General features: G+C 63.6%; 14 protein-coding genes. 6 read left to right on the forward strand and 8 right to left on the reverse strand.

All coding sequences use genetic code 11. The features are described from left to right. Positions 1-16: 16 nt before the first annotated feature. The 5 genes from ACZYHG_RS28665 to ACZYHG_RS28685 all read right to left on the reverse strand — a co-directional run bounded on the left by ACZYHG_RS28665 (position 17) and on the right by ACZYHG_RS28685 (position 4,960). On the reverse strand, positions 17-823 hold the full coding sequence (locus ACZYHG_RS28665) for an ABC transporter permease (protein WP_464611433.1): 807 nt from the start codon (positions 821-823) through the stop codon (positions 17-19). Next, positions 823-1,656, reverse strand: coding sequence for an ABC transporter permease (locus tag ACZYHG_RS28670; protein WP_464611434.1), 834 nt, complete (start codon positions 1,654-1,656; stop codon positions 823-825). Before ACZYHG_RS28670 ends, ACZYHG_RS28665 begins: the two co-directional genes overlap by 1 nt. Positions 1,657-1,667: 11 nt before the next feature. Further along, a complete protein-coding gene (locus tag ACZYHG_RS28675) occupies positions 1,668-2,783 on the reverse strand; it encodes an ABC transporter substrate-binding protein (RefSeq protein ID WP_464611435.1) in 1,116 nt (371 codons plus the stop codon). A gap of 66 nt (positions 2,784-2,849) precedes the next feature. Beyond that, positions 2,850-3,944 carry an ABC transporter ATP-binding protein gene (locus tag ACZYHG_RS28680; protein ID WP_464611436.1) on the reverse strand — a complete coding sequence of 365 codons (1,095 nt, stop codon included), beginning with the start codon at positions 3,942-3,944 and terminating at the stop codon, positions 2,850-2,852. A 119-nt stretch (positions 3,945-4,063) separates the two neighbouring features. Further along, entirely contained in the window at positions 4,064-4,960 is an 897-nt protein-coding gene (locus ACZYHG_RS28685; RefSeq protein ID WP_027034355.1) for a LysR substrate-binding domain-containing protein, read from the reverse strand. A gap of 75 nt (positions 4,961-5,035) precedes the next feature. Here ACZYHG_RS28685 and ACZYHG_RS28690 point away from each other — a divergent pair, with 75 nt between their 5' ends. The 6 genes from ACZYHG_RS28690 to ACZYHG_RS28715 all read left to right on the forward strand — a co-directional run bounded on the left by ACZYHG_RS28690 (position 5,036) and on the right by ACZYHG_RS28715 (position 12,708). Then, positions 5,036-6,622 carry a zinc-binding metallopeptidase family protein gene (locus tag ACZYHG_RS28690; RefSeq protein WP_464611437.1) on the forward strand — a complete coding sequence of 529 codons (1,587 nt, stop codon included), beginning with the start codon at positions 5,036-5,038 and terminating at the stop codon, positions 6,620-6,622. 40 nt (positions 6,623-6,662) lie between these two features. After that, positions 6,663-7,595, forward strand: coding sequence for a dimethylarginine dimethylaminohydrolase family protein (locus ACZYHG_RS28695; protein WP_464611438.1), 933 nt, complete (start codon positions 6,663-6,665; stop codon positions 7,593-7,595). A 223-nt stretch (positions 7,596-7,818) separates the two neighbouring features. After that, positions 7,819-9,972 carry a transglycosylase domain-containing protein gene (locus ACZYHG_RS28700; protein WP_464611439.1) on the forward strand — a complete coding sequence of 718 codons (2,154 nt, stop codon included), beginning with the start codon at positions 7,819-7,821 and terminating at the stop codon, positions 9,970-9,972. Between the two features lie 103 nt (positions 9,973-10,075). Further along, positions 10,076-10,660 carry a DUF1214 domain-containing protein gene (locus ACZYHG_RS28705; protein WP_027034351.1) on the forward strand — a complete coding sequence of 195 codons (585 nt, stop codon included), beginning with the start codon at positions 10,076-10,078 and terminating at the stop codon, positions 10,658-10,660. After that, positions 10,653-11,222, forward strand: coding sequence for a DUF1254 domain-containing protein (locus ACZYHG_RS28710; RefSeq protein ID WP_464611440.1), 570 nt, complete (start codon positions 10,653-10,655; stop codon positions 11,220-11,222). The genes ACZYHG_RS28705 and ACZYHG_RS28710 overlap by 8 nt, the downstream gene beginning before the upstream one ends. A gap of 457 nt (positions 11,223-11,679) precedes the next feature. Then, on the forward strand, positions 11,680-12,708 hold the full coding sequence (locus ACZYHG_RS28715) for a hypothetical protein (RefSeq protein ID WP_464611441.1): 1,029 nt from the start codon (positions 11,680-11,682) through the stop codon (positions 12,706-12,708). On the opposite strand, the gene ACZYHG_RS28720 is transcribed toward ACZYHG_RS28715, so the two are convergent. The 3 genes from ACZYHG_RS28720 to ACZYHG_RS28730 all read right to left on the reverse strand — a co-directional run bounded on the left by ACZYHG_RS28720 (position 12,686) and on the right by ACZYHG_RS28730 (position 15,656). After that, entirely contained in the window at positions 12,686-13,033 is a 348-nt protein-coding gene (locus ACZYHG_RS28720; protein ID WP_464611442.1) for a DUF1491 family protein, read from the reverse strand. The genes ACZYHG_RS28715 and ACZYHG_RS28720 overlap by 23 nt on opposite strands. Before the next feature lie 81 nt (positions 13,034-13,114). Continuing rightward, positions 13,115-13,933, reverse strand: a complete 819-nt coding sequence (locus ACZYHG_RS28725) for a peptidoglycan-binding domain-containing protein (RefSeq protein WP_464611443.1) — start codon at positions 13,931-13,933, stop codon at positions 13,115-13,117. Next, entirely contained in the window at positions 13,908-15,656 is a 1,749-nt protein-coding gene (locus ACZYHG_RS28730; RefSeq protein WP_464614812.1) for a sensor histidine kinase, read from the reverse strand. The genes ACZYHG_RS28725 and ACZYHG_RS28730 overlap by 26 nt, the downstream gene beginning before the upstream one ends. Between the last annotated feature and the right edge of the window lie 94 nt (positions 15,657-15,750).

Below are 15,750 nucleotides of genomic sequence, written 5' to 3' on the forward strand. Positions count from 1 at the left end.
TTTGCCGACAATCCCGTCAGTTGATGGGGCGCAGCCTGACCACGAAGCTGCGCACCGCCAACACCAGCACGGTGATGATGATCAGAATCACCGAAAGAGCGGCGATCGCCGGGTCGATATTATCGCGCAGGCCCATCCACATCAGCCTGGGCAGCGTGATGGCGTTGACCGAGGTGATGAACAGGGTGACGCCGATCTCTTCCCAGGACAGCACGAAGGACAATAGCGCCGCGGTGACGATACCGAATTTGATGTTGGGCATGATGATGCGCGTGGCGCGCTCCCAGACAGTTGCGCCGAGACCCCGCGCGGCAAGGTCGATGCGGCGGTCGAGCTGGCTGAGCGAGACCAGGATCAGCACCGTGGCGAAGGGCACCGTCATCACCGAATGCGCCATGGCGACACCGAGCCAGGTGTCGTAGCCGAAGAACGAACTCATCCCCGAGACCGAGGTCAGAAGGAAGTACAGCGTGATCGCCGACACCACCGGCGGCACGACCATCGGCAGCAACACGAAACCAACGAGGGCCGCCGTGAAGCGCGGCTGGAACATCCACACGCCGAGGCTGAAGCACAGAGCGAGTACTGTGGAAAAGGCACTGCTGACGATGCCGATGCGGATGCTAAGCAGGATCGAGTCGACCCAACGCGGATCCTCGATCAATGCCCTGTAGTGGCGCAGCGACAGTTCGCCTGACGGCATCGCCAGCATGCGGCTCGGCGTCAGCGACACCGGGATGACGGCGAGCAGCGGCATCAACAGGAACAGCGCCACCAGGGCTGCGATAACAAGCGAGACGGGACCGGGGCGATAGGTCGGCATCAGATCAACTGCTTCGGTTTGACATAGCGGAACAGCACCGCCATCAGCACACCGACGAACAGCACCAGGACGACGCTGATCGCCGCGCCCAGGCCCCAGTCCGGGCTCTGGAAAATCCTGAGATAGATCAGTTCGGCGATCATGACGCTGCGGCCGCCGCCAAGGATCGCCGGGGTGACGAAGAAGCCGAGCGAGAAGACGAAAACGATCATCGCCGAGCCGATGATGCCGGAGCGCGTCATCGGCACGAACACCGTCCAGAAGGTGCGCATGCGGCTGGAGCCGAGGCCGCGCGCTGCCAGCAGCACGCGGTCATCGAGGCTGCGCATGGCCGATGCCAGCGGAAAGACGGCGAAGGGAATGAGGAAATGCGTCATGCCGACGATGACACCGAACTCGTTGCGCACCAGCGCCAGCGGTTCTGAAATGAAGCCGATCGCCTGCAGCCAGGTGTTGATCAGGCCGCGATTCGAAAGCAGCGCCACCCAGCCGAAAGCGCGTGTCAATACAGAGATCCAGAACGGCACCAGGATACAGAATTCGGCGACAAGGCGCTGTGCCGGCGTGCCGCGTACCCAGACCACAGTGATGGCGTAGGCAGCGCAGACCGAGACGATGGTAACGATGGCGGCGATGCGCAGCGTGCGGATGAAGACCGACTGCACCAGATCGTCGGTGAGCAACGCCTCGTACTGGCCGAGCCCAGGCGTCGGCAGCGTGAAGCTCCATTTGACGACGCCAAGGAACGGCCAGGCATAGGCCAGGACGAGAAACAGGAGCAGCGGCGCCATCAACAGCGCCGCGCCCATCCTGTCTGAGAGATAGGACCGCATCCCTGCCCGGATCAGGCGGAGATGATCTTGGTGTATTCGTCGAGTGCCGCGCCGTAGTTCTTGGCGTACCAATCCATATCGAGCGCGATCTGCTTCTTCATGTTGTCCGGGTCGACGGGGTTGATGCGCTTCTTGTCGGCAGGGATCAGCGCGTCGGTGGCCGGATTGGCCGGGCCCTGGCCGAGCTTGTCGAACATGATGAGCTGCTTTTGCGGATCCTGGGCGCTGGCAATGAACTTCATCGCCGCATCCTTGCCGCCGGGGTTGCCCTTGAGCACGGCCAGCGCACCGGGCGAGATCAGGCCCTGATCCCAGATGAACTTGATCTTGCCGCCCGAGTCCTGCTCGATCAGCGAAGCGCGCGTCGACCAGACGATGGCCATCGAGGCTTCACCGTTGAGCAGCACGCTCTGGCTCTCGGCGCCGCCGCCCCAATAGGCGACAACGTTTTCCTTGAAGGCGGCGATCTTGTCATGCGCACGCTTGAGGTCGAGCGGGTAGAGCGACGCCGGCGCAATGCCGTCGGCGAGAAGGGCCGCCTCCCAGCTCGACACGCCCCATTTGTAGAGCGAGCGCTTTCCCGGGAACTTCTTCACGTCGAAGAAGTCCGCCATGCCGGTCGGGGCATCCTTGCCGTATTTCTCGGAATCATAGGCGATGATGTAGGAGAAGAAGTAAGTCGAGGCGGCGTAGTCCCAGCCAAAGCCCGGCCGCATCTTCTTCTTGTCGACGATGTTGTAGTCGATCGGCTCGAGCGCACCTTGGGCGCCGAGCGTGATGGCCGAGAACGGATCGACGTCGACCAGATCCCAGGTCGGTGCGCCGCTCTTGAACTGCGCCGAGATGGCGCCTTCGGTCGGGCCCGAGCCGTCCATCTTCACGGTAATGCCGGTGTCCTTGGTGAAGGCCTGGCCGTAGGCGGCATCGTAAGCCGTGATGGCGTCACCACCCCAATTGACCAGCACCAGTTCCTTGGCCTGCGCGAAGACACCGGTCGAGCGCAGCAGCATCGGCGTGCCGGCGAGTACGAGGGCCGCCAACTGCGTGAACTGGCGGCGCGAAATCTCGCCGCGGCCTGCCCTGGCGGACAGGCTGTCGATGGCTTGTTTCCTGGTATCGTTAGTCATGTCAGTTCCCCTTTTTGTTGTCGATCGTTCCCGGAAGCCTGCGTGTCCCATCGGTCACGCTGGCGGTCATTGTCCTCCATCCGGAAGGAGGAAACCCTTTTCCGCCGGCCAGGTCAGCCAGACGGAATTGCCTTTGCTCAGCGCTGCCGCCGCGACCTCATTGGGCACCGAGACGGTCACCTTGGCGCCCTGGCGTGTGGTGAGATCAAGCTTGGTCGCGGCGCCCAGATAGGTCGAGGCGGTGGCGGTCGCGGCAATGCCGTTCTCGCCGACCGCCGCTTCGCGCGCGATCGACATGTGTTCGGGCCGGATCGCCAGGATGGCGTCACCACGGACTTTCTCGGCCCTGCAGTGCATGTTGACCGCGCGGTCCTCGCAGAGGCCGGTCGAGCCATTGTCGGCGGGCTGGACCCCCTTCAGCGGTAGCATGTTGATCTCGCCCAGGAACTCGGCGACGAAGCGGTTGTCCGGCCGGTCATAGACTTCGTCCGGCGCACCGACCTGCAGCAATTTGCCATGGTTGAAGATGGCGACGCGCGACGACAGCGCCAGCGCCTCGCTCTGGTCGTGGGTGACGAAGACGAAAGTGGTGCCGGTTTCCTGGTGCAGGCGCTTCATTTCGGCCTGCATCTGGCCGCGCAGGCTCTTGTCCAGCGCCGAGAACGGTTCGTCGAGCAACAGCACGCCCGGCTCGAACACCAGCGCCCTGGCAAGCGCCACGCGCTGCTGCTGGCCGCCGGAGAGCTGCGCGGGCAGTTTCTTCTCGTGGCCGATCAGACCGACGCGCTCGATCATCTCGCCGACGCGCTTCTTGATCTCGGAGGCCGATTTCTTGCGGACCTTGAGCGGGAAAGCGATGTTGGCCTCGACGCTCATATGCGGGAACAGCGCATAGCCCTGGAACACCATGCCGGCGGCGCGTTGTTCGGCCGGGCGGTCGGTGATGTCGGTGCCGTCGCTGAACAGCCTGCCTTCGGTCGGCTGCACGAAGCCGGCAAGGATCATCAAGAATGTCGTCTTGCCCGAACCGGATGGGCCGAGCAGCGTCAGGAACTCGCCGCGGCCGATGTTGAGCGACAGATTGTCCAGCGCACGGAACGAGCCGAAGCTCTTGCCGATCCCGATTGCCTTGATCTCCGCGGCCCGGCCGGGTTGCTGCATCCTGCCTCTTCCTCAGTCCCAAGAGGAAATCGTAGGCAGGCTGGCGGCTCACCGCAACCGAATAGTTTTCGCCTCATCGGCAAATTTCATTCATCTATGCCGGGCTGGTCGTCCTGCGCTTAATAGGGCTGAATGCGGTTCTCCGAGAGCTTCGACCTCAACCACCCAGCGAAAGCGTCCAGCACCGGATGCGAAGCCTTGGCGTGTTCGGAGACGAGGAAATAGGAGCGCGGCGACTTGATGGCGATGTCGAACGGCCTGACCAGCCGGCCCTCGCTGAGTGCGCGCCGGCTGGTCAATTCGTCGCCCATGGCAATGCCCTGCCCGGCAATCGCTGCCGAAAAAACAAGGTTCATGTCGGAAAAGAAGATGCCGCCCTCGGTGTCGGGATTTTCCACCTTGGATAGCGCCAGCCAGCGCGCCCAATCCTCGGTGTCGTCGAGATGCAGCAGATTGGCACGCAGCACGTCCGCCGGCCGGGAAAAACCGCCGACCTTGTTGAGCAGCGTCGGGCTGCACAGCGGCGTGAACGAGATTTCGCAGAGTGGCTCGACCAAGCGGTTCGGCCAATTGCCGACACCGAAAGCGATGAAGGCGTCAGCCTCCGCATTGCTGACATCGTCGAGCCGCCTGGGCGTCAGGATGCGCAACGCCACGTCAGGATACATCTGCCGGAACTCGCCGATATGGGTGCATAAAAACAGCGAAGCGAAGCCCGGCGTGCAGGAAACGGCGAACGAGCCGCCGACGCCGGTGCCGGCATCACGCGTCACCGCGTCACCCAGCACGGTCAGCGCCTTGCGCACATCGCTGGCGTAGCGCTGGCCGCGCGGGGTGAGCGCGACGCCCTTGCCGATGCGCTCCAGCAGATCGAAGCCGAGATCGCGCTCCAGCAGCCGCAATTGATGGCTTACCGCGCTGCGGGTGAGGTGCAATTCGTCAGCGGCGCGCCAGACGCTGCCGTGGCGGGCGAAACTGTCGAGGGCGCGCAGCGCTTGCGTGGACGGAATTCTCAAGAGGTGAACCGAATTTGCACGAACCGGGAAAACATATCACTTTTTGGCACGCCGCTTCACTGCTTTCTTTGACGCATGGACAAACCGGTGACGACATCCGCGCAAGCGACCGCGCTTGCCTGCCTCGACGGCATCCAGCCGTCGCTGTCGGCATGGACGCACACCATTTTCGATTTCGGCGAGACCGCCTGGCGCGAATACCAGTCGGCCGCCTGGTACGTGGCACGGCTGAAGCATGAGGGCTTTTCCGTCGAGGAAGGCTCGGGCGGCATGCCGACTGCCTTTTGCGCCCACTGGACCAATGGCGCCGGGCCGACGATCGGCATGTATGCCGAATATGACGCCGTGCCCGGCAACTGCCAGGACGCGGTGACGGTGAAGCAGCCGCGGCCCGGCCTTGGCGTCGAGGCCGGCGGCCACACCGATCCGCATTCGGGGCTCGGCATGGCAAGCCTCGGCGGCCTGTTGGCCACCAAGGCCGCCATGCAGCGCCACGGCATTCCAGGCACGCTGCGCTTTACCGGCGAGCCGGCCGAAAAAGTGCGCGGCTCGAAGCCGATCCATGCGGCAAAAGGCTATTATGACGGCCTTGCCGGCATGATCTCCTTCCATCCCTTTTACATGCTGCCGCTCTGCAACACGGCGCGCTGGGACACGCATTGCGGCGCTGCCTACGCCATGATCTACCGTTTCATCTGCGACGAACCCGAAAACTGGATCCACGCAGGCGATGGTGCGCCGATCCCGCAGGCACATTCGGCGGTCCGCGCCCCGGGCGCCAATGACGCGCTGATGACGATGTACATGGCCTCCAAGGCGCTGCGCGATTCCATGCTGCCGCACCAGGGCGGCTGGTCGATCAGCGAGGCGATCCTGACCGCCGGCCAGGCAACGGCCGACAATCTGCCGGCGGGACTGGCGGAAATCCAGTACATGATCCGCGTGCCGACCATTGCCATGGCTGAGCAGGTCACATCAGTGCTCGACCGCAATGCGGCGGCGGCGGCCAGCATGAGCGGCTGCCGCTATGAGCGCCACTGGGTGTCGAAGTCGCGGCCAGGGCTGGCCAACCATGCCATGGCCGAGATCGCCTATGAAGCGCTGTCGACGGTCGGCCCGCCGCGCTGGGACGAGGCCGCCAGGGCGATCGCGCGCGAAATCCAGGTCAATGCCGGGGCTACCGCGACGGAGAACCCGTTCATCGACGAGTTGGAGCGGCTGATTTCGCCACAAGACGCCGAGGCGATCCTGCGCCGCGACCTGCCACCCTCGCAGGTGAATTCGACCTCCGATGACTACACCGACATGAGCTGGCATGCGCCGACGGCACGCTTCTATGTCGCGCGCCCGGCGCTGCGCTCGGCGAATGGCCACGCCTATCCATCCTGGGTGATGAATGCACTGGGCGGCATTTCCGCCACCATCGACCCGATGGTGACCTGCGCGGCCAAGACCGTCGCGCTGGCGGCGCTGCGCCTGCTCGAGGACAAGACCGCCCGCGACGCGGCGATGGACGAATTCGTCACCCGCACCGGAGGCGGCGTTGGTGGCACGAACTGGATCGCGCCGCTCTGCGACTACGAACCGCCGATCAATTTCCGCTGGCCGGAATATGTCACCACCGCGCGCGGCCGCGACTGGTGGATCCCAAGCAATGCATGACCAGACCAACTCTTGAGAACAAGCCCACGAGGAGAACTCCATGACCGTTCATGATCGCATCGTCGCCGAGCCGTTTTCGCTGCAGCGCCGCAATCCGGCTGGCGGCACCAAGCCGCTGACCGCCTGGGGCTTCGCCAACGAAACCGACGTGCTGACCGACGTGCTGCTCGGCTCGCCCAATTTCCTGCGCCATCTGTCGACCAGCTCGCTGTCGCGAAAACATCTGCGCGAGGCACCCTGCAACGTCCAGATCGCGCAGGCGCAGCATAAGGACCTGGTCGCCGCCTACGAGCATTTCGGCGTCAACATCCACTGGCACGAGCCGACGCCGGAACTGCCGATGCAGGTCTATTCCCGCGATTCCAGCGTGATGACGCCCTACGGCGCCTTTATCACCGCGATGGCCAATTGGTGGCGACGCGGCGAGAATTATGCCGCCATCCGCACCTACGAGAAACTCGGCATCCCGATCTACGACATGGTCACCGCAGGCACTTTCGAGGGCGGTGACTTCAACGTCATCGAGGAGGGCGTGGTGCTGATCGGCTGCGGCGGCGCCCGCACGCAGGAGGAAGGCGCCCGCCAGGTGCAGTCCTGGTTTGAGAAAGAAGGCTGGGAGACGCGTCTCGCCTTTATCGACGAATACTATGTCCATATCGACCTGATGGTGGTGCCGATCGCCGAAAAGCTCACCGCCGTCTGCCTCGCCTGCACCGAACCCGGCATCGTCGACTGGCTGAAGGGCAAGGGCCACGAAATCATCGATGTCCCCTTCCAGGACACGATGGCGCTCGGCTGCAACTTCATGTCGCTCGGCAAGGACCGGGTGATCGCGCCGACGTCGAGCCAGTCTCTGATCGGCCAGCTCAAGGCGCGCGGCTTCGAGGTTGCGGCCGTCGACATGAGCGAGATCTCCAAGACCGGCGGCGGCATCCACTGCATGGCGCAGGCGCTGAAGCGCGAAGCGGCATAATAGCCGGATAACGGCAATAACCCCTCACCCGCCGGATCGAGAATCCGGCGGGTGAGCAACTATGTTGGCTGTTGCCTGCCTTTTCCATCGACAAACCACGCGGCTGTGTCCTGCCTGCCCTTGTGAGCGTCCGAAAAATGGATGAATAGTCGCGACAGGGCGCCGCCCTGAAATTGCCCGCTTGCGGTTTTCAGGTCACGCCACAGCCGAGCCGGGTTTTTGAATGGTCAACCCTGAACCGCGCAAGAGAAGAGGTCCGATCGCGTCGCGCCTTCTGGCAGTGGATGCCTGGGTCGATTCCTCGCTCTATGAGGTTGGGTTCAAGGCGCGCCAGTTCTGGGAAGGCGCGACGATCTTCTCGCGGCGTTTCCGCCTCAAAGGCTGGCGCCGCGGCATGATCGAAGTTTTGAGCGAAGGTTTTACGCTTGGCGCCGGCGGCATCGTGGTGATGCTGGCGCTGGCCATCCCGGCCTTCCAGGATACGGCCGGCGATTGGCGCGCCCAGGGCGATTTCGCCGTCACTTTCCTCGACCGCTACGGCAACGAGATCGGCCAGCGCGGCATCATCCAGCGCGACTCGGTGCCGGTGGACGAGATGCCCGATCACGTCATCAAGGCGGTGCTGGCGACGGAGGATCGCCGTTTTTTCGAGCATTATGGAATCGATGTGCTCGGCCTTTCACGCGCCATCTTCGAGAATGTGCGGGCGAACTCGGTCGTCCAGGGCGGCTCCAGCATCACCCAGCAGCTGGCCAAGAACCTGTTCCTGACCAATGAGCGCACCTTCGAGCGCAAGATCAAGGAAGCCTTCCTGTCGCTGTGGCTCGAAGCCAATCTGTCGAAGAAGGAAATCCTGCAGCTCTACCTCGACCGCGCCTATATGGGCGGCGGCACCTTTGGCATCGAGGCGGCGGCCGACTTCTATTTCGGCAAGAGCGTCAAGGACTTGAACCTTGCCGAGGCGGCAATGCTGGCCGGCCTTTTCAAGGCGCCGACCAAATACGCGCCCCACATCAACCTGCCGGCGGCACGCGCCCGCGCCAATGTGGTGCTGTCAAACCTGGTGGATTCCGGTTTCATGACCGAGGGCCAGGTGCTGCAGGCAAGGCTGCATCCGGCCGATGTCGTCGACCGCGGCGAACAGAAGAGCCCCGATTACTACCTCGACTGGGCCTTCGACGAGGTCAAGAAGATCGCCAAGCCGGGGCAGCACTCGCTGGTCGCGCACACCACCTTCGACGCCAACATCCAGAAGGCGGCGGAAGAGTCGGTCGAATTCCACCTGCGCCAGTTCGGCAAGGAGTACAACGTCACCGAAGGTGCCGTGGTCGTCATCGAGACCAACGGCGCGGTGCGAGCGATCGTGGGTGGCCGCGATTACGGCGCCAGCCAGTTCAACCGTGCCACAAAGGCGCTGCGCCAGACCGGTTCGTCATTCAAACCGTATGTCTATGCCACGGCGATGGAACACGGCTTCACGCCCAATTCGATCATTTCGGGCGGCCCGATCAGCTGGGGCAACTGGTCTCCGCACAATTATGCCGGCGAATCCGCAGGCAATATCACGCTGATTATGGCCATGGCCAAGTCGATCAACACGGTGCCGGTGCGGCTGGCCAAGGACCATCTCGGCATCGCACCCATCAAGGCGATGGCGGAGTCATTCGGGGTGGAATCACCGCTGGAGGGGCACAAGACGATGGTGCTCGGCACCTCGGGCATGACCGTGATGGACCAGGCTACGGGCTACAGCGTGTTCGCTCAGAACGGCTTCGTCGGTTCCAGGCACGGCATCACCCAGCTCGTTACCCGCACCGGCGACGTGGTGTATGACTGGACCAAGGACGCGCCGCCGCCGCACCGCGTGCTGTCGGAGCAGGCGCTGAAATCGATGAACACCATGTTGGCCGCTGTGCCCGTGATGGGCACGGGGCGGCGGGCGCTCATTCCCAACATCGTCGTCGCCGGCAAGACCGGCACGACGCAATCCTACCGCGACGCCTGGTTTGTCGGCTTTACCGGCAATTACACGGCCGCCGTGTGGCTAGGCAACGACGATTTCACCCCGACCAAGAACATGACCGGCGGCACACTGCCGGCGATGGTCTGGCAGCGCCTGATGGTCTACGCGCACCAGAACATCGACCTGAAGCCGATCCCCGGCATCGACAAACCGTTCGTCGACGAGGAGATCGCCGCCAAGGCCGCTGATGCACAGAAGAAGAGCGAGGAACAGGCTGCGGCCGATGCCGCTGCCGAGCGCCCGGCGGTGCTTTCCAGCCGAACCACACAGACTTTGAGGGATATGACCCGGCTGTTCGAGACAGCGCCCCGGCTCGACGCCCCCGCCCCGCCCGAAACGCTTTCGGCGCTGTGATTGCCGCAGCGCAGCAGAATGGGCAATTCCATCACGCCGGCTTGCCACGAGGCCCCGCGCCGCGATATCCCCGAGCTGCAATTCTCCACATGACCGGCTTTTGATGCTCAAGAACGCCTTCCTGATGCTGCTTTCGCTTGCCATAGCCATTGGCGGCGGCGGCGCCAGCGTCTGGTATGCGCTGAAGATCCAGGACGGTGTCGGCGCGATCCGGATCGGCCAATGGACCGCCTTTCCCGACATCGGCACGCCGGCCGCCGACCCCTATTCCAAGGCGCGCGTGGCACGCGAGGGCGTGCTTGCACTCGGCCGCGCCGAAGGCTTGTCCTTCGTCGCGGAAAATGACGCTGCCGGCGATCAGCTCAAGCGGGAATGCACCTACAGGATAGAGGGCGGATTTCCGACGGCCCGCTTCTGGACACTCTATGCCGCCGATCAATCGCTCGGCGTCGTCGAGACCGGCAAACCGCGACTTGCCGCGCTTCAATCCTATGAGGTGCTGCGCCAAGCCGACAATTCGGTGATCATTTCGGTCGGCCACCACCCGATGCCCGGCAACTGGCTTTTGACTGACGGTTCCGGGCGGATGTATTTCGTCCTGACCTTCTACGACACGCCGATCGCCAGCAGCACTGGCCTGTCGGACGTTTCGCTGCCCAGGATCGTGAAGGCCGGCTGCGATGCGTAATGTCCTGGCAGCACTACGCCGCCTTTTCCATGCCGTCCTGCTCGGCCTGGTCGGCGCCAGCATCGTGCACATCGTGGTGCTGCTTCTGGTACCGGAATTTTCGGAACGCGACGCCTGGTCCCGACTGTCCATGGCGTCCGATCTCTACCGGATGAACCGGCTCGATGCCGAGGCCGGCGGCGCGCCTGTGGTGAAATCGGTCGACCCGCTGTTCTACGCCACGGCCTGCCGGTTCGACCTCGAAGAAGGCATGGTCCGCATCAAGGCGCCGGGAAACGTGCCCTTCTGGTCGGTCTCGGTCTATGACCGCAGCGGCCACAACATCTATTCCTTCAACGACCATACGGCGACCGGCGGCAAGCTTGACGCCGTCGTGCTGACGCCGGCGCAGATGATCGACGTGCGCAAGGACTTGCCTGAGGATCTGCAGGGAGCCATCTTCGTCGAAGCGCCCATCGACGAAGGCATCTTCGTCATCCGCAGCTTCGTGCCGGACGACAGCTGGAAGCCGATCGTGTCGCGCTTCCTCGATCAGAGTTCCTGCGAGCTGCAGGATTTCTAGACCAGATCGAGACTTGATATCCGTACCAGGAGAGCCGGCAGCGAATACTGCCCGATGAGGCAGTCTGCTGCTTCAAGAAAACTCAATGGTGCGGCATCGGCGTCCGTGGCGATCCCGGCTTTTCTGGCCCGGCAGGCCGCGCATCAGCGGCGCTGGACCGCTCATAGCGGATCCCGGGAAAGATGATCACCGCTGCCGGTATTTCAGCGGTTTGCTTGGCTCGATTGGTTGGTGCCGCTCGCGGCACGAAAGACAGTACCATGCCCATGATTCGCGCATTCCTCTCGGTTTCCCCGGAGCACAACGCAACGCCTCCAAATGTTATTAAGGCCGGCAGAGGGTTAACGGAGCGCTAACGGATCGTCGCTAACTTGATCTTTGTTCTTGGCGATCGCGAAACCGACATAGTACCGGTTGAGCATGATCAGGGCTGCGTATCGAGTATCGGGTATCCTTCGTGTCATCTTCGGACTTCAGGCAAATCGCGATACGGACGGAATCGGGCAAAGCCGAAAGGCTGTTCCGCGCCGCGGTGTCGGCTTTCTGTTCGCTGACCCGCCCGTCACGCCGCGAGATTGGCCAGCTCGAAGACCTGACGCTGCCTTTGTTCGACGATGTGTCCGTCGAATCGCGACGCTACGTGGCCGCCGCCCTCTCCGAATGCGAATATGCACCCGCAGCACTTGTGCGGCGCCTGTGCGAAGAGCCGGTCGATATTGCCGCGCCGCTGCTGATCCGCTCACGCGCTGTCAGCGATATCGACCTTATCGCGCTGATCGGCCGGCATGGGCTGCCGCATGCGCGCGCCATCGCGCGCCGCAAGGACCTCAACCCGACCATCGCCGATCTGATCAGGGCGCTCGAAAGACCGACACTGGTGCGCGTGCGGGATCCGCAAGCCCCCGAGACGCCAGCAGTCGCAGTCGTTGCTACGGAAGCGACAGAAGATACCCCGGCAAGCCCACAGTCTGCCGGCATAGCCGCCGAGAATGCGCGGCGCAGGCTGCGCTCCATGATGCGCACCGGCGACGAAGCATCAGCGGCGAAGGTCGATGCGTTCCCCGGTTCGGATACCTATGTCAAGCTGCGCGAGACGGCGCTGACGGGAAACGCCGCGTTCTTCCAGACCGCGCTCGCCGACGCCCTCGACATCGATTTCTCGACCGCCCGCTCGCTGACCGCGAACCAGAACTACGCCTCACTGCTTGCGGCGCTGCGCTCGCTCGACTTCAGCGAAGACAGGGCATTCCTGATCACGGTCGCCATCTATCCGAGACTGTTCCCGCATCCGCAGGCCATCCGCACCTATCTCGACCGCTACCGTCTGCTGCATCGCGATGTGGCTCTGGACCGGGTGCGGGGATGGAAAGCAGAGACGCTGTCCAGGATGGTTCGCGACGCTTCTCCCGCAAACAGCGATAGCCGCGAGGCCTCAAACAGCGACGAAGCCGCTGCTCCCGGCCTCAGGGCGTCTTCACGGAAATAAGTTCTTCTACGGGAACAGTCCCGGCCTCGATCTCGACCACCCAGATGTCGGGATCAAACTTCTTTTCCCTCTCAAGGCGGGCATCGAGCACTGCTGGATCATCGCCGGTGGCAAGAAGGCTGAAGAAGCGGTCGTCGGGCTTGGCCGAATCGTAACTTGTCTGCGGCGCCGGCCCGTAGAGGGCGATTTGGCCCAGCCTGCTCCGCGCCAGCACGAAAACGGCGCCGGCCTCCGTCGCGCCACGGTTGACCACGGCGGCAAAGCCGCCGGCGCTGAAAACGCGGCGCAACAAGGCCGAGACCCACAGATCCGATGTGACGCGCATGAAAACTCCGCAAACCGTGCGGGCTATCTATCGATATTTCGTTCGCTGTGCGAGCCGCGTTTCGGGATCGTAGGTCGGACCTCAGTTGGTCAGGCCGATCTCGCGCATCTTGACGTAGACGATCTCGTCGGGCTCGCCGGTCTGCGGCAGTCCGAACAGCGACTGGAATTCCTTGATCGCCGCCTTGGTGCGGGTACCGACGACACCGTCCAGCCGCATATCGTCATTGCCGAATGCCTTCAGACCGGCCTGGATCTTGACGATGCGGGGGTCGGGTCCCGCGATCGGGGTCTGTGCGGCATTCGCCTGTCCGGAATTCGTCTGCCCGGAATTGGTCTGCAACGACACCGGAACGGCGGCTGGCGAGACGTCGGGACGTGGCTGCGGTTTCGGCACGGCAGCAGTCTTCGGCGTTGCGCCAAGCTGATCCAGCAGCAGCGCGTCGATCTCGCCGGAGGCGTTGAGCCCGACCTTCTGCTGATAGGCCTGGATGGCCTTGCGCGTGTTGGGCCCGGAAATGCCGTCGACCGTGCCCGGATAGAAGTCGAGATCCTTCAAGATGCCTTGCACCTGCTCGACCACTGGATCGCCCTTCATCGGTGCGGGTGCCGCATTCGGCCGCTCGATGTTAATCGTCGTCTCCGGCTCATCGGCGGCGGCGTGCGGAACACCCTGGAAAGTGCGGGTGGCGAAGAACGCCCCGGCATGCGGGAAAGGCTGATACCACAGCGCGTTGGCCGAGACATAGAACAGCGTCACCAGGAATGCGGTCGATCCGCCCACCAGGACGGGATTGCGCGAAATCATCCCGCCGACGGCGATGGCGCCGGCAATGGCGCCGTCCTGGAAGGCGTTGCTGCGGCGCTTGACCGCCTTAGGCTGTTTTGCGGAGCGAGCCATTTCTGTCCCCTTTCGCCCTCGTCACCGGCATCGTCAGCACCCCTGCCTGGTTGGCCGGGCGCCCCTTCGGCCCGTTGACCGGCAGGCTGATGGTCACCGTGGTGCCCTCACCCGGCATGCTTTCGATCGACATGGTACCTTCGTGCAGGGCCACCAGGCCCTTCACCAGCGACAGGCCAAGGCCGGTCCCCTCGAAACGGCGGGTATAGTCGTTCTGGATCTGCATGAAGGGCTTGCCGAGATTGGCGAAATCCTCCTCGGCAATGCCGATGCCGGTGTCCCTGACCCAGAAATGCAGGCGTGAACCGATCCGCTTGGCGCCGACGACGACGTCGCCGCCATCGGGTGTGAACTTGATCGCGTTGGAGACGAGGTTGATCAGGATCTGCTGCACGGCGCGGCGATCCGCATTGATGTCGCCGGCGTCGGGTGCGATCTGCGCCTGCAGGTCGATGTTCTTCGCCTGCGCCTGCAGCCGCATCATCGACTGGCACATGTCGACGGCTTCCATGAACCGGAACGGCTCCGGTTCTGTCGCGTAGGCGCCCAATTCGATCCTCGATACGTCGAGTATGGATGTCACGACGGCCAAAAGGTGTTGGCCCGAATCCCGCACCAAGGTGACATATTCCTTCTGGCGCGGATCCTTGAAGGCGCCGAACATCTCGTGCAGCAGCATGTCCGAGAAGCCGATGATGGCGTTCAACGGCGTGCGCAGCTCATGGCTCACCACCGCCAGGAACCGTCCCTTGGCCACTTCAGCAGCGACCGCTGCCTCATTGGCTTCTGCCAGTTCTTCGCGCAGCCGGGCAGTCTCGTCATTCTCGCGCAGGACCAGCGTGAAGACGTCGCTCTGTTCCACACCGCGCACCAGTTCCAGCGTGAATGGCCGGTAATTGTCGGCCGCCAGGCGATTGTCATTCTGGCCGTTGCCATTCTGAGGCAGCCTGACGCGCAATTCTAGGCGGCGCGACAGGGCGCCATCACGCATGTCGGCCAGGGCGCTGAGATAGCAGACGCGGTCCGACAGATGGACGCGGTCGAAGAAGCCGCTTCCGCAAAGCAGTTCCGGCGGCAGTTTCAAAAGCGTGCGCGCCCTGGCGGACGCATCGAGCACCTCGCCGTGGCGGGCGACGCGGAAAACAACCGCATCGATGATGTCTTCAAGCCGATCACCGCTATCCAGCGTATCGGCCGCGTCGGCGGTGTCGCGAAACGCCGACAGGCGCGGGACCAGCGTAAACGCCCAGGCCAATGGCACCAGCCAGTGCCAGGCAGCAATCTGCGCGCCCGTGATTGGCATGAAGGCGGTGGCCAGAGGCTGAAGAGCAATGGCGACAATGGCCGAAACAGCCCCCCACAGGGCCGTACGCCGCGACGCGCCGATCCACCAGGCTTCGAAGGGCAGCGCCACCGCAAGCATGGCAACGGGAGAACTCAACCCACCGGCGGCGGCGATGAGGCCGCCAAGAGCAACAGCGGCCATTGCCAGGGCGATCCGCGACGCCACGGCCATCTTGCCGGTCGCCGCCACCAGCAAGGCGACGAACCAGCACAGGCCGAAGGCCGCGAAGATGGCAGCCATGGTGACCGCGGCACCCATGCCCGATGTGACCAGCGTGACCGCAGCGCCGGCGGCAAAGAACGGCGCTGCCAGCATGACGCCGATGAAGCGGCGCTGGCGTTCGCGGTCGCTCTGCCCAAGAATGGAGGGATGGACCATACGTTCGCAACCGGCGGCAATCGCGCCAGGCAATTCAGCGTATCTGGCCTTGATCAAACTCAACTCAACGCACTCGCACTCGTCGTGAACAGCA

This window comes from Mesorhizobium subarcticum, from assembly GCF_055456085.1.

Coding starts and splice junctions, on each gene's coding strand:
- ACZYHG_RS28705 (WP_027034351.1), top strand. CDS start 10,076: ATGCTCAAGAACGCCTTCCTGATGCTGCTTTCGCTTGCCATAGCCATT.
- ACZYHG_RS28665 (WP_464611433.1), bottom strand. CDS start 823: ATGCCGACCTATCGCCCCGGTCCCGTCTCGCTTGTTATCGCAGCCCTG.
- ACZYHG_RS28700 (WP_464611439.1), top strand. CDS start 7,819: ATGGTCAACCCTGAACCGCGCAAGAGAAGAGGTCCGATCGCGTCGCGC.
- ACZYHG_RS28675 (WP_464611435.1), bottom strand. CDS start 2,783: ATGACTAACGATACCAGGAAACAAGCCATCGACAGCCTGTCCGCCAGG.
- ACZYHG_RS28690 (WP_464611437.1), top strand. CDS start 5,036: ATGGACAAACCGGTGACGACATCCGCGCAAGCGACCGCGCTTGCCTGC.
- ACZYHG_RS28710 (WP_464611440.1), top strand. CDS start 10,653: ATGCGTAATGTCCTGGCAGCACTACGCCGCCTTTTCCATGCCGTCCTG.
- ACZYHG_RS28680 (WP_464611436.1), bottom strand. CDS start 3,944: ATGCAGCAACCCGGCCGGGCCGCGGAGATCAAGGCAATCGGGATCGGC.
- ACZYHG_RS28725 (WP_464611443.1), bottom strand. CDS start 13,933: ATGGCTCGCTCCGCAAAACAGCCTAAGGCGGTCAAGCGCCGCAGCAAC.
- ACZYHG_RS28730 (WP_464614812.1), bottom strand. CDS start 15,656: ATGGTCCATCCCTCCATTCTTGGGCAGAGCGACCGCGAACGCCAGCGC.
- ACZYHG_RS28720 (WP_464611442.1), bottom strand. CDS start 13,033: ATGCGCGTCACATCGGATCTGTGGGTCTCGGCCTTGTTGCGCCGCGTT.
- ACZYHG_RS28670 (WP_464611434.1), bottom strand. CDS start 1,656: ATGCGGTCCTATCTCTCAGACAGGATGGGCGCGGCGCTGTTGATGGCG.
- ACZYHG_RS28695 (WP_464611438.1), top strand. CDS start 6,663: ATGACCGTTCATGATCGCATCGTCGCCGAGCCGTTTTCGCTGCAGCGC.